The organism is Streptomyces sp. NPDC079020 (genome assembly GCF_044542225.1).
Taxonomy (GTDB): Bacteria; Actinomycetota; Actinomycetes; order Streptomycetales; family Streptomycetaceae; genus Streptomyces.
In genome coordinates this window covers 253,697-267,664 of the sequence record NZ_JBITUB010000009.1, presented here as the reverse complement: position 1 = coordinate 267,664, position 13,968 = coordinate 253,697, and the positions used below count along the sequence as shown (strand labels likewise).

The following is a 13,968-nucleotide window of genomic DNA, read 5'->3' as shown; positions in this document are numbered from 1 at the left end:
GTCGGTCCGGCAGCTTCCGAACACCTCCCGCGCCCACCACGGCCCGGCCCCCGCACGCACAACCAGCCTGTCCGGTCCCGCCGCCCGGAGCGCCGACCGCGCCCCGGACAGCGGGACCGGACGCCGATGACAAGGAGCGATGCCCCATGACCCCGAGCGCTGACACCCCATCGGCGGCCCCGCACGCGCCCGCCGCCGTCCAGGCGCCCGCACCGGCACCGGACACCGCCTGGTTCACCGCGGACCGGTTCGGCATGTTCATCCACTGGGGCCTGTACTCCCTCGCCGCCCGGCACGAGTGGGTCAAGAACCAGGAGAAGCTGACCGACGAGCAGTACCAGGTCTACTTCGACCACTTCGACCCCGACCGCTACGACCCCGCCCAGTGGGCCAGGGCGGCGAAGGCGGCGGGGATGCGCTACGTCGTCCTGACCGCCAAGCACCACGACGGCTTCTGCCTGTGGGACAGCGCCCTCACCGACTACAAGGTCACCAACACCCCGCACGGCCGCGACCTCGTCGGGCCGTTCGTCGAGGCCTGCCGCGCCGAGGGGCTCAAGGTCGGCCTCTACTACTCCCTGATCGACTGGCACCACCCCTCCTTCCCCGTGGACGGCACCCACCCGCAGCGCGACGACGAGGAGTTCAAGGCGGCGAACGCCGACCGGGACATCCGCGAGTACCAGCGCTATCTGCACGGCCAGGTCCGGGAACTGCTGACGTCGTTCGGACGCGTCGACTACCTGTTCTTCGACTTCTCGTACGCGGGCCGCACCTGGTGGGGCGGCAAGGGCCCGGACGACTGGGATTCCCCCAAGCTCCTGGAGACCGTCCGCGAACTCCAGCCGCACATCCTCGTCAACGACCGGACCGGCCTTCCCGGCGACTTCGTCACGCCCGAGCAGTACCAGCCCTCCGGTCCCATGACCAAGGACGGGCAGCCCGTGCTGTGGGAGGCCTGCCAGACGCTCAACGGAAGCTGGGGCTACGACCGTGACAACCTCGACCACAAGAGCGCCGACCTGCTGATCCGCATGCTCGTCGACGGGGTGTCCAAGGGCGGCAACCTGCTGCTCAACGTCGGCCCGACCGGGCGCGGCGACCTCGAACCGCGTGCCGTCGCCGTCCTCGGGGAGATCGGCCGCTGGATGGACCTGCACGAGCGGTCGATCCGCGGCTGCGGTCCGTCCCCCTACCCGGCCCCCTCCGAGTGCCGGTACACCCAGCGGGGCAACCGGCTCTATGTCCACCTGTTCGCCTGGCCGCTGCGCCATCTGCATCTTCCGGGACTCGCCGGCCGGGTCCGGTACGCCCAACTGCTCAACGACGCCTCCGAGATCACCCGGATCCAGATCGCCCCGGACCGGCCCGCGCTCAACACCGAGATGGGCGGGCAGCCCGAAGGGACGCTCACCCTTCAGATCCCCGTACAGCGCCCCGACACCCCCGTGCCCGTCATCGAGCTGTTCCTGGACGCTCCGGCCGACCGGACCGGCGGCTGAGAAGGCCGGCTCCCCTTTGTCCACCACCACACTCTCGGAGGCATCATGCAACGCCGCACGTTCCTCATGGGCACAGCGGCCGGGGCCGCTCTCGTCGCCGCCCCCACCGGCAGTCTCCTGACCGGCAGCGCCGTCGCGGCGTCGACGGTGGTCGGCTCGCCGGCCGAGCTCCAGGCCGCGATCGACCGGGCACGGCCGGGTGAGCGGATCGTCGTCGCCGACGGCAGCTACACCATTGCTCCGGACAGTCCCCTCATTATCCGGAACAAGCGGGGGACCGGGCGCGCCCCCGTCACCATCGCGGCCCAGTCCCTCGGCGGCGTCGTCCTCCACGGCGCACACAGCTTCGTCTTCGACACCTCCAGCCACATCACCCTCAGCGGCTTCTCGTTCCGCCAGAGCGGCACCCTGGAGATCCCGGAGAGCTGCTCGCACATCAGGCTGACCCGCAACGACTTCCAGCTCGCCGACATCGAGGGCGTGCACTGGGTGATGGTGCGCGCGGACGACAGCAAGGTCGACCACAACCACTTCCACGGCAAGTCCACGCTCGGCATCTACCTCGGTATCGAGGGCGCGGGTACGGAGAAAATGGCCCAGCGCGTCCATGTGTTCAGGAACTACTTCTCCGACCACAGCTTCGCCGGGTCCAACGGCGGTGAGCCGATCCGGCTCGGTGTCAGCCCCAGAGCGCTCTCCAGTGCTCACGCGGTGGTGGAGTACAACCTGTTCGAGCGCGCCGACGGCGACCCCGAGGCGATCTCCGTCAAGAGCTCGGACAACACCATCCGGCACAACACGGTCCGCGACAGCCTCGGTGGGATCGTGCTGCGGCACGGCAACCGCACCAGGGTGGAGGGCAACCACCTCATCGGCGGCACGGACGGCCTCCGGGTCTACGGCGACGACCATGTGATCGTCAACAACTACCTCGCCGGCCTCTCCGGGCGGGCCCTGGTGATCGGCAGCGGGTCCGCCCGCGACCACCTGCCCGGCGAGCCGGCCGACGCGCGACGCGGCAATGACGCGCCCGACCGGGTCCTGATCGCCTACAACACCCTGGTGAACAACGCGGGCACACTCTCCGGCGAGAGCCACCGTCCCCACGCGCCGCAGGACGTGACCGTCGCCGACAATCTGTTCGTCGCCGACTCCGGGGAACTGGTTTCTATGGCGAACACCGTACGGTTCACCTGGTCGGGCAACATCGTGTGGGGTGCCGCCGCTGACGGCAACATCCCGGCCGCCGGATACACCCGCATCGATCCGAGGACGGTGACCGGACACGACGGCATCTCCAGACCGGCCGCGGACAGCCCGGTGATCGACGCGGGGACGCTCAGGCGGCCGCCCGTCACCCACGACATCGACGGAAATCCGCGCGGGCGGGCCCGGGACGTGGGTGCGCACGAATACTCTCGCAGGCCCCCCAGGCACCGGCCGCTGTCCCCGGCCGATGTGGGCCCCCGCTCCCGCTGAGCACCTGCCCGGGTGGGACGGCCGGTCCGCTTCGCGACCGGCCGTCCCACCGCCCGCCACAGCTGGTCCACAGCACGTCCGGCCGCGGGGGCCGTACGGCGCGGCCCGGCACCTTCTCGACCTACCCGGCACCTTCTTGTCCCAGCAGGAGGCATCATGCAACGACGCACGTTCCTCAGAGGCACCGCGGTGGCAGCACTGGCCGCCGTGCCGCTCGGTCAACTGCCCTCGGCCGGCGCGGCGGAGGCCGCGGCGCCGGTCACATCTCTGGCCGCCCTCCAGAGCGCGATCAACGCCGCCGCACCGGGTGACCGGATCGTCCTGGCGGACGGCACCTACACCGTCCCGTCCGGCGGCTCCATCAGTGTTTCGGGCAAGAACGGCACCACGGACGCACCGATCACCATCGTCTCGGAGACCCGTGGCGGCGTGGTGCTCCAGGGCGAGCGCAGCTTCGTCTTCAACAACTCCAGCAACATCACCGTCAGCGGCTTCGCCTTCCGCCAGAGCACCTCGCTCGAACTCCCGGCGAACTGCTCGCGGATCCGCCTGACCCGCAACGACTTCGGCTTCGCCGACATCGAAGGGCTGTACTGGGTCGTCGTGCGGGCGGACGACGCGAAGATCGACCGCAACCACTTCCACGACAAGACCACCGCGGGCATCTTCATCGTGGTCGACGGCCCCGGCTCGACCGCCATGGCCCAGCGGCTGCACATCTTCAGGAACCACTTCTCCGACCACAGCTTCGGCGGCGCCAACGGCGGCGAGCCGATCCGGCTCGGCGTCAGCGGGCGGGCGCTGTCCGGCGCCAACGCGGTCGTGGAGTACAACCTGTTCGAGCGGTGCGACGGCGACCCCGAGACCATCTCGGTGAAGTCCTCCGACAACATCATCCGGTACAACACCATCCGCGACAGCCTCGGCGGAATCGTGCTGCGGCACGGCAACCGTTCCAGGGTGGAGGGCAATTTCCTGCTCGGCGGCACGGACGGACTGCGCCTGTACGGCAACGACCACCTCATCGTCAACAACTACCTGGGCGGGCTGTCGGGCCGGGCCCTGGTGATCGGCAGCGGCACCACCCGTGACCACAACTCGGGCGAGACGACGGAGGAGAGGCGGGGCAACGACGCCTGCGACCGCGCGGTGATCGTGCACAACACGCTGTTCAACAACTCCAGCACCCTGTCCGGCGAGACGCGGGCGTACGAGCCGCGGAACGCCGTCATCGCCGACAACCTCCTCGTCGGTTCCTCCGGCAGCCTCGTCGCGATGGGAACGACCACCGCCTTCACCTGGCAGAGCAACATCCTGTGGGGCACCGCGTCCAACGGCAACGCGCCTTCCGGCGGTTACACCCGCGTCGACCCGAAACTGGTGACCGGCCCGGACGGCATCGCCCGGCTGTCGGCGGGCAGTCCGGCGATCGGCGCGGCCACGCTGGCCGCTCCCACCGTGACCGACGACATCGACGGCGACGCACGCGGCAGCGCACGTGACGTCGGTGCCGACGAGTACTCGACAGCACCCGCGCTCCGTCACCCCCTCACGACCGCCGACGTGGGTCCGAACGCGGCCTGAGCTTCGCTCACCCGTGGCAACGAGCCGGTGAGAGGGCGCCGGTGAGGCGGTCCGTCCGTCCGCCCGGGACGGACCGCCTCCTCCGCCGACCGCCCACGCGGGGCGGAGGCAGCAGGACCCGCGGCCCCGAGAATGTGCACAGCGGAGCCGCCGCAGGGCGACCGCAGGAAAGGAATGCCGTGACCGTGAGGAGAAGAGACGTGGTGCCGCGCACCGCATCGCGGGCCGTCCACGGGCCGGGCCGGGTGACGCCGTGACCAGGACGGGGCTGTGCTCGGTCACCTTCCGGCAACTGCCCGCCACCGAGGTGGCACGCCGCGCGGCGGAGGCCGGCCTGGAGGTGGTCGAGTGGGGAGCCGACGTGCACGCGCCCCCGGATGACACCGATGCGGTCCGCGCGGTCCGCGACGCTTCCGACTCGTACGGGCTCGACTGCTGTTCGTACGGTTCGTACTTCCGCGCCACCCCGGGCGAACTCGACGCGTTCCCGGCGATCGCCCGTGCCGCGGTGCTCCTCGGGGCGCCGCGGGTGCGGGTCTGGGCGGGCGGTGCCGGCTCGCGGGCCGCTGCGCCGCGGGAGCGGAGCGAGACCGTGGCCTGCCTGCGCGAGGCCGCCCGGATCGCCGCGGACCACGGCCTGGAACTGGCGCTGGAGTTCCATACGAGGACTCTCACCGACACTGTTGTCTCCACCCTTCGACTCCTGGACGAGGTGGGTGCGGACAATCTCCGCACCTACTGGCAGCCACCGCTCGACGTCCCCGACGGGGAGGCGCTGGCAGGGCTCATGGAACTCGGCGACCGCGTGAGCGCGGTGCATGTGTTCTCGTGGTGGCCGGCCAACCACAGACTGCCGTTGGCGGACCGGGAGGACCTGTGGTCCGGGGTCTTCGACCTGCTGGAGCGGCGGAGCACCCCGGTGGAGGCACTCCTGGAGTTCGTGCCCGGAGACGATCCGGACGTGCTGACGCGCGAGGCCACGACACTGCGGCGCGCCGCGGCGCTCACACCCGGGACGCCAGGGAGGACGAGGACTCCCGGGAGACCCGGGACACCAGGAAGGACAGGGACTCCTCCTGGGAGGCCTGAGGAAGAGCGTCCGTGAAGGACCTGTCCGGCGCGGTCCGTCACCCTCGCCGTGCGACGGCCGGAACGTTCGCGGCTTCCTCGACGAGCACCTTTCATCCCGCCACCCCTGTGCCAGGAGGCTAGACATGCACATCACGGAGCAGGACACGCTCCTGTTCATCGGCGACTCCATCACCGACGCGGGCCGCGACCGTTCGGATTCCGCATCGCTCGGCAATGGATACGTCCGGGAGATCGCGCAGACGCTGCGTGCCCGGCGGGGGCCCGGCCCAGGCCCCACCGTCATCAACAAGGGCCTCAACGGAAACCGCGTGTACGACCTCGCATCCCGCTGGACCGCCGACGTCATCGATCACCGGCCCACGACGGTCACGGTGAAGATCGGTGTCAACGACACCTGGCGGCGCTACGACCAGGGACTTCTCAGCCCGGTCGACGAGTTCGAGGCCTGTCTGGGCAGCCTCCTCGCGGACACCGCGCGGCTGCTGTCCGCCCGGCTCGTCGTCATCACCCCCTTCCTGCTCCCGGTCTCCTCGGAACAGCGGGAGTGGTTCGAGGACTTGTCGCCCCGTACCGACGCCGTTCTCCGGGCCGCGCTGGCCCACGAGGCCCAGGTGGTTCGCGCGGATCTCGAGATGAGCCGTGCCGCGGAGGAGAGAGAGACGGCTGAGCTGGCCCCGGACGGGGTCCATCCGACGCCCCTCGGCCACAGACTGATCGCCGATGCCTGGTTCGCCGAGGTCGACCCCGCGGCCGACCCGCACCCAGGCGCGTAGGCGAAAGACGAAAGGCGAAAGGCGAAAGGCAGGCGGAGGCGGGCGGGGACAGGTCTACGGAACGAGCACCACCTTTCCGGCGACCGTGCCCGACTCCGCCAGGCGCATCGCTTCGCAGGCGCGGGCCAGGGGTATCTCGGCGGCGACCCGGGCCGCTATCTCGCCGCGCTGCAACGCCGCGAACACCTGGGTCAGATCGGTGCGCAGCCGGGCCCGGAAGCGGTTCCTGGAGAGGGTGCGGCCGGCCCAGACATTGAAGAAGTACGCATGACGTCCGTTGGGCAGCCAGTTCCACAGCCATACCCGGCCCAGGAGCCGGAGTACGGGCCACAGTCCCGATCCCTCGTCGTCGCGGGTGGACGCGCTGCCGTAGGAGACGACGGTGCCGCCGGGGGCGAGGAGGCGCCAGGAGTGCGTGACACTGCGGCCGCCGACATGATCGAACACGGCGTCCACGCCGCCGGGGGCCAGCTCCCTCACACGAGCGGGAACATCGGCGCCGCGATAGTCGACGGGGGTCACCCCCAGCGCGCGCAGTGCGTCGTGGTGACGGGCGGAGGCCGTGCCGATGACCTCGGCGCCGGCGGCGAGCGCCAGTTGGACGAGTATCGAACCGACTCCGCCGTTGGCGCCGTGGACAAGGACCGTGTGACCGGCACGCACCCGCGCCTTGCGGTGCAGCATCTGCCAGGCGGTGATGCCGTTGACGACCGCGGTCTCGGCCTCCGCGGGGCTCACGCCCTCCGGCACCTCGACCGCGTCGTCGGCGTCGACCACCACATGGCTGGCCCAGCCGCCGGTCTTGGTCATGGCGGCCACCCGCTTGCCCAGCAGGTCACGGCCGACGCCCTCACCGACCGCCAGCACAGTGCCGACCAGGTCATACCCGGGGACGAAGGGGAACGGCGGCTGGTCGTAGTAGCGGCCGCGGCGCATCTGCTGCTCGGCGAAGGACACCCCGGTCGCCTCCATCCCGATCAGGGCCTGCCCCGCGTCAGGCACCGGAACCGGCTGCCCGTAGCGGATCTCCAGTCCCTCCGGCTCGACCTTGCCCGGCAGCACGACCTCGACGCGCTCGACAGTGTTCATCCCGACCTCCGCAGTGATGCTTTCTCATGCTCGTTAGAAGCTATAACTAGAGTGAGTCGCCGTAGCGTCGATGTCAAGTAGGGGTGAAGGGTTGATCGTGAGCAGTTGTGCCGGTATTGATAGCCTCTAACCGGCTGCTGGCGTGATGATGAGAAGTGAGAGGTGGCAACCATGGCCGGGACTTCGGCGACCCCCCGCGAGCGGTATCGGGAGCAGGTGCGCGCGGAGGTCAAGCAGCTGGCCCGGGAGCAGATCGCGGGCGCCGGCGCGTCGGCGCTGTCCCTCAACGCGATCGCCAAGCGGATGGGTATGAGCGGACCGGCCCTGTACCGGTACTTCGCCAGCCGGGACGAGCTGATCACCGCACTCATCCGGGACGCCTACCGGAGCCTCGCCGACACCGTCCGGAGCGCCGGCCCCCGTGATCTCCCGGGGCTGGCGCGGGCGCTGCGCGGCTGGGCCCTTGAGGACCCGCAGCGCTACTTCCTCGTGTACGGCACTCCGGTGCCCGGGTATCACGCGCCGCAGGACACCACAGCGATCTCGTCGGAGATCATGTCGGTGCTGCTGGACGCGAGTGTCGCCGCCGGTCCGGGGGAGCCCCCGGCCGCCGCTGCGGGAAATCTCGACGCGTATCTGGAGGAGCACCGCCACTGGGCCGCCGGTCACCCGGCAGCCCGGCCCGCGGAACTGCGCCGGGCCCTGTCCTTCTGGACTCGCCTCCACGGCCTGCTCTCCCTGGAGCTCGCGGGCCACTTCGACGGAATGGACCTGGACGTGGAACTGCTCTTCGTGGCCGAGGTGGACGCGCTGCTCCCCGACTGAGGCGGAAGTGCTCGGCCCTCCCCACTGAGCGGCGGGGGGCCCTGCCCTCCCTGCCTGGCGGCCGCGTCTGCCGCGCCGCTCCCATGGCGCCATGCCTGGGAAGGCGCATTCGTGCGTTCATGCCCGTACGGCTGTCCCCGTGACGCCGCTCGCTCACTTCGGAAGAACCGCGGGAACCTCCGAGAGCCCGGGAGCCCGGAGCGTCGTAGGGGCCGGGGGAGTCAGCCGTCGCCGATCGGGGCCGGGCCGTCGCCGTACAGGGGAGACTCCCGTCCGAACCCGCCCGCCGGTCCCCGGTGTTGGCCGGCCTTCCGTCGTCCGCCGCCGGCAGTGCCGGACGAGGTCACGAGGTTTCGCCATCGTTGTCATGGGCATGCCCATTGCGCCCCTGTCGCCCGACGCGGTCCGACCTGGAGGAAGCAGTGCAGAACAGAGCAGGCGTGCGCCGAGGTGGAGTTGCACGTATGCGCCGAGCCTCACTCGTCCTCGGTGCCGCCGTGGTCCTGGTCATGGCTTCGGCGGGCAGTGCTCTCGCCGCCCCGCCCACCGCCCTGCCCGCGAACGCGGACGCGCTGGAGCAGACCTTCCAGCCCGCCTACGACTACGACGGCGACGGCTGCTATTCCACACCCGCCATCGGCACCGACGGAACCATCGCTCCCGGTCTCAACACCACAGGGGCCGTCAACGGCAGTTGCCACGACGCGGAGGACCTGGACAACACCAACGGATACGCGCGGTACAAGTGCAACAACGGCTGGTGCGCCATCATGTACGGCCTCTACTTCGAGAAGGACCAGGCCGTGGCGGGCAGTGGCCTCGGCGGGCACCGACACGACTGGGAGCATGTCGTGGTGTGGGTGAAGGACAACGAGGCCCGGTACGTCTCCACCTCCGCCCACGGCGACTTCGGCATCCACGGCAGTGAGCGGATCCGCTGGGACGGCACCCATCCCAAGATCGTTTACCACAAGGACGGTGTGAGCACGCACTGTTTCCGGCCCGCCGGCTCCGGCGACGAACCACCGGAGAACCACCACCGCGCATGGCAGTTCCCCCGGCTGGTCGGCTGGAACGGCTATCCCGAGGGCCTGCGGGACAAGCTGTCGCAGGCCGACTTCGGCAGTGCCGTCTTCGGTCTCAAGGACGGCAACTTCGCCTACCACCTGGCCAAGGCGAAGCCCGTCGGCATCCCCTTCGACCCCAACGCGTGACGAGCGACCGCCCAACTCGTGACGAGCGACCCCAACGCGTGACGAGTGACCCCAACGCGTGACAAGCGACCGCCCAACTCCTGACGAGCGGCCCCAACGCATGACAAGCGGCTGGCCCCATACCTGACCGGCGGCCCCAACGCCTCACAGGCAACCCCGGCGCCGACAGGCGGCCGGTGCCGGGAAGCCGCTTCTCGGGCTGCTCGCGAAGGGCCGTGAAGGGTCGATGTCACGCCGTTGCCGTGGGCGAGGCTGCGTGGCTCGTGCCCGGCCGCCGGGCACACTGGGCAGCTCCCGTACCCCCGACGAAGGAGAGCGCTGTGCCCCTCACACGTGAAGAGCGCGAACGGTTCCTCGCCGAACCCCATATCGCCGCACTGGCCGTAGCGGCGGCGGACGGCGACCGGGCCCCGCTCAACGTGCCCATCTGGTACCGGTACGAGCCGGGCGGTGACCTCGTGATCCTGACCGGCCGCACCTCGCGCAAGGCCGAACTGATCGGAGCGGCGGGCCGGTTCTCGCTGCTGGTGGACCGGACGGAGCCGACGATCCGTTATGTCTCCGTCGAGGGCCCCGTCATCGAGACCCGCGCGGCGACGCTCAATGACCTGGAAGTGGTCTCGGCGCGCTATCTCCCCGCGGAGAAGGTCCCCGGATACGTCGAGTTCGCCTCGAAGAACCACGGCGAGCAGGTGGTGATCCGGATGCGGCCGGAGCACTGGCTCAGCTCGGATCTCGGCCAGGTCTGATTTCTCGCACGGGCCGTCCCCTTCCCGCCGATCGCCGGCGGGGCCCGGGGGGCGGCCCTGTCGTTTCCCGGCTCGCGTGAGCGGCGGGAGCCCCGTCGCGGCCCGGTGGCGAGCGGGCCTGCACACCGTGACGCGAGTGTGTGGCACATGTGACCAACTCGTGTTTGCCGCGCAGTGGATCATGTCGGACTTGCGTTCTTGTCCAGGTCAGAGCCTCGTGGAATAGTTCGGCTCCGCTTCTCGTGGTCGCAGGGTGGGGCTTGTCGGCGGAGGGGCGCAGGGGGAGAGTCACTCAAACCAGGATGTTCGGCGTGCCGTGTGCCGTCATGTCCTTTTCGATCTTCACTGCGTCTTCGCCTTTCCCGCACTTCTGTACGAGGGCGAGGGTGTCGAACGGCATGTGACCGGCGCTGCCCTGATCTGTTGTCAGAGATCTCGCCGGCTCCTGGGCCCGGCGCGAAAAGTGCGGGGTGGGAGAGAGATGTCGCTTGTCAGCAGGCGCGCCGGGCGGGGGGCCGTCGCGTTCGTTCTCGCGGCGGTCCTGTCCGCGACGGTGCAGGGAGCGGCGGCCGTGCCGCGGGCGCCGCTCGCCGAGGGATGCGCGGGAGCCCAGTCCGACTTCAACGGCGACGGCATCCGCGACGCCGTCATCACCGACCCGGAGGCCACCGTCTCGGGCAAGGCACGGGCCGGTCTCGTGCACATCGTCTACGGCGGCGGAAAGGGCACCGCCGAACTGTCGCAGGACTCCGCGGGCGTCTCCGACAGCGCCGAGACCGGTGACCAGTTCGGGTTCTCCTTCGCCGTGTACGACGCCAACCTCGACGGCTGCAGCGACATCGCCGTCGGTATCCCGTTCGAGGACATCAATCTGGTCGACTCGACGGTCAAGGACGCCGGGCTCGTCCAACTGGTCTACGGCTCACCGGCCGGCATGGCCGCCGGCACGCTCGGCACCTACGGCTTCCGCCAGGGCTCCGACGGAAAGCTCGGCGGCGGCTACGAGGCCGAGGACTGGGTCGGCTACGCCGTCGCCGCCGGGAAGTCCGCGACCGGCATCCCTTTCCTGGTCATCGGCGCCCCCGGTGAGGACGGCGGGGAAGGGGCCGACATGGGCATGTTCCACTACGTCTACGGCATCAACTACGACGTCGCGCATGTCGCCCAGGACTCCACCGGAGTCTGGGAGGATCCCGAGCCGAACGACCGCTTCGGCGCGACGATCGCCGCCACCGACCGGTACTTCGTCGTCGGTGCCCCCGGCGAGTCCCTGGTCAACTCCTCCGGAAAGAACATCGAGTTCGCAGGCGGTGTCATCGCGTTCCGCTCCTCGGTCAACACCAACGGAATCCCGGCTCCCGTTTTCGGCATGGGACAGGGGCGCAGCGGCTCCGCGGACACCGCCGCGCAGGCCGGGGACCAGTACGGCTCCGCACTGGCGATGGCCCCCTACCGGCCCGCCGGTGCCGCGACGACGACCGACGCCGTGCTCGCCGTGGGTGTGCCCGGCGAGGACCTGTCCACCACCGTCGACGCCGGAGCCGTGCACACGTACCACATGAAGGCGGACGGCACCGTCCAGCTCCTGAACTGGGTCGACCAGAACCTGCCCGATGTCGCGGGCGAGGCGGAGGCCGGTGACTTCTTCGGGCAGCGGATCGCCGCCGTGAATACGGCGACCAACGTCGTCAGCACCGCGGCGACCATGCGCTTCGCCGTGGGCGTACCGGGCGAGGAATCCACCGAGGAGTACCCGGAGGAGGGTGGAGTGCAGCTCTTCTCGCTGCTCGGCGCACCCGGCGACTCCGACAGCTGGATCTCGCCCGGCAACGGCATTCCGGCAGCCCGCGCGCCCCGCATGCTCACCGGCATGGGCCTCGGCGCCGCCCCGGACTCGCTCTATGTGGGCGTTCCCTACGGGCCGGCCGCGTCGCGGGCCGTGCACGCCTTCGCCTGGAACACGCCGGACGGCGGTGCGCCCGCACAGAGCTGGAAGCCCGGTGAAGGCGGAATCCCGCCGGAGAACGTCGCATTCGGGACCTCCGCGCGCTGATCGCGCGGGAACGACAGGGAGAGGAACCACTTCAGTGAGAACACCTGTGCGCGCGCCGCGGCGTGCGCCACGAAGACCCACAGCCCTGTGGGTGAGCACGGTCACCCTGGCCGCCATGGCGTTCGGGTTCGGCCCCGGAGCACCCCTCGCGCCGCCCGCCGCGGCACTGGCCGCCGGCTGCTCGGGCGTGGACTCCGACTTCAACGGGGACGGCATCGCGGACACGGCGATCGCCGACCCCGAGGCCACGGTCAACGGTGTGCCGCGGGCGGGTCTCGTCCACATCGTCTACGGCGGCGGCAAGGGAAACCTGGCCCTTTCGCAGGAAACCGCCGGAGTTCCGGGCGCCGCCGAGCCGGGTGACCAGTACGGCTTCGCCCTGGCCGCCTATGACGCCAACGCCGACGGATGCGCCGATCTGGCCGTCGGGATTCCGTACGAGGACCTGGACGTCGTCCCCGACGCGGGCCTGGTCCAGATCGTCTACGGCTCCCCGGCCGGACTCGGCGGGGGCAAGGCCGTCAAGGAGCACCACCAGGGCTCCACCGCCTCCCTCGGCGGCGGTGCGGAGGACGGCGACTGGACCGGCTACGCGCTGGCCGGCGGCAAGACCGCCGCAGGCACCTCGTACCTGCTGATCGGCGCTCCCGGTGAGGCCATCGGCACGGTCGAGGACATGGGCGTCTTCTACTACATCTCCGCCGACGCGGCGACCGCGGTCGGCATCAACCAGGGCACCACCACCGCCGGCGCGGTTCCCGGCGACCCCGAGGTGGACGACCGCTTCGGCGCGTCGTTCGCGGCCACGCCCACGCACTTCGCCGTCGGCACACCGGGGGAGGCGATCGGTACGGTGCCGTTCGCCGGAGGGGTCGCGGTCTTCAGCCACACCCTCGTCTCCGGACTGCCCAAACCGCTGGTCGGACTGGCGCAGGACCAGGACGCGATCCTGGGTGCCGAGGAGGCGGGAGACGCCTTCGGCACTGCGCTGGCCATGGTCCCCCACCGGCCCGCCGGCGCCACCTCGACCACGGAGTCCCTTCTGGCGGTGGGCATTCCGGGCGAGGACCTGGCCACCACGGTCGACGCGGGGGCCGTCCAGGTCTTCCGTATCACCGCCTCCGGGAGCTTCACCGAGGTCAACTGGATCGACCAGAACTCGGCCAACGCCGAGGAGGAGACCGAACCGGGCGACTTCTTCGGACAGCGCCTCGCCGCGGTCAACACCTCGCCCAACACGGTGGCTTCGGCCACCACCACCCGGCTGGCGGTCGGCGTGCCGGGTGAGGAGTCCTCCGAGGAGCACCAGGAGAAGGGCGGGGTACAGATCTTCCCGCTCGTCGGCGCCCCGGGTGCCTCCGACGCCTGGATCGACCCGGGCTGGGGCATACCCGGAGAGCCCGCGCCCCGGCAGCTCGCCGGAATGAGCCTCGCGGCGACCCCGTCCGGGCTGTACGTGGGCATGCCCTACGGCCCCGCGGCGGGCCACGCGGTGCACGCCTTCGACTGGAACGTGGCGTCGGGCGGCGCCCCCAGACAGACCTTCAAGCCCGGCGAGAACGGCATTCCCGCAGGTGACGTCGCTTTCGGAGCGGTGGCACGCTGATG

11 protein-coding genes are annotated in these 13,968 nt (G+C 70.5%); 10 read left to right on the top strand and 1 reads right to left on the bottom strand.

Annotated features, from left to right (window positions below; all coding sequences use genetic code 11):
- The first annotated feature begins 146 nt into the window (after positions 1-146).
- From ACIGJO_RS20990 to ACIGJO_RS20970, 5 genes are all read left to right on the top strand, one after another.
- Positions 147-1,502: an alpha-L-fucosidase gene (locus ACIGJO_RS20990; protein WP_399960132.1), complete on the top strand. Its 1,356-nt coding sequence runs from the start codon at positions 147-149 to the stop codon at positions 1,500-1,502.
- 45 nt (positions 1,503-1,547) lie between these two features.
- On the top strand, positions 1,548-2,981 hold the full coding sequence (locus ACIGJO_RS20985) for a polysaccharide lyase 6 family protein (RefSeq protein WP_399960130.1): 1,434 nt from the start codon (positions 1,548-1,550) through the stop codon (positions 2,979-2,981).
- A 156-nt stretch (positions 2,982-3,137) separates the two neighbouring features.
- Positions 3,138-4,565 carry a chondroitinase-B domain-containing protein gene (locus tag ACIGJO_RS20980; protein ID WP_399960128.1) on the top strand — a complete coding sequence of 476 codons (1,428 nt, stop codon included), beginning with the start codon at positions 3,138-3,140 and terminating at the stop codon, positions 4,563-4,565.
- 253 nt (positions 4,566-4,818) lie between these two features.
- Positions 4,819-5,670: a sugar phosphate isomerase/epimerase family protein gene (locus ACIGJO_RS20975; RefSeq protein WP_399960126.1), complete on the top strand. Its 852-nt coding sequence runs from the start codon at positions 4,819-4,821 to the stop codon at positions 5,668-5,670.
- 109 nt (positions 5,671-5,779) lie between these two features.
- Entirely contained in the window at positions 5,780-6,430 is a 651-nt protein-coding gene (locus tag ACIGJO_RS20970) for an SGNH/GDSL hydrolase family protein (RefSeq protein ID WP_399960124.1), read from the top strand.
- 54 nt (positions 6,431-6,484) lie between these two features.
- Here the strand turns inward: ACIGJO_RS20970 and ACIGJO_RS20965 are convergent, their stop codons facing one another.
- A complete protein-coding gene (locus tag ACIGJO_RS20965) occupies positions 6,485-7,519 on the bottom strand; it encodes a medium chain dehydrogenase/reductase family protein (protein ID WP_399960122.1) in 1,035 nt (344 codons plus the stop codon).
- Between the two features lie 171 nt (positions 7,520-7,690).
- Between ACIGJO_RS20965 and ACIGJO_RS20960 the strand changes: the two genes are divergently transcribed.
- The 5 genes from ACIGJO_RS20960 (at position 7,691) to ACIGJO_RS20940 (ending at position 13,966) form a co-directional block, all read left to right on the top strand.
- Positions 7,691-8,344, top strand: coding sequence for a TetR/AcrR family transcriptional regulator (locus tag ACIGJO_RS20960; RefSeq protein ID WP_399960120.1), 654 nt, complete (start codon positions 7,691-7,693; stop codon positions 8,342-8,344).
- Positions 8,345-8,808: 464 nt separating this feature from the next.
- Positions 8,809-9,558 carry an NPP1 family protein gene (locus ACIGJO_RS20955; RefSeq protein WP_399960118.1) on the top strand — a complete coding sequence of 250 codons (750 nt, stop codon included), beginning with the start codon at positions 8,809-8,811 and terminating at the stop codon, positions 9,556-9,558.
- Between the two features lie 320 nt (positions 9,559-9,878).
- Positions 9,879-10,307, top strand: a complete 429-nt coding sequence (locus tag ACIGJO_RS20950; RefSeq protein ID WP_399960116.1) for a pyridoxamine 5'-phosphate oxidase family protein — start codon at positions 9,879-9,881, stop codon at positions 10,305-10,307.
- Between the two features lie 481 nt (positions 10,308-10,788).
- Entirely contained in the window at positions 10,789-12,360 is a 1,572-nt protein-coding gene (locus ACIGJO_RS20945; RefSeq protein WP_399960113.1) for a VCBS repeat-containing protein, read from the top strand.
- 91 nt (positions 12,361-12,451) lie between these two features.
- The gene (locus ACIGJO_RS20940; protein ID WP_399960111.1) at positions 12,452-13,966 is read left to right on the top strand and encodes an FG-GAP repeat domain-containing protein; all 1,515 of its coding nucleotides are present in this window, start codon (positions 12,452-12,454) and stop codon (positions 13,964-13,966) included.
- Positions 13,967-13,968 lie beyond the last annotated feature (2 nt).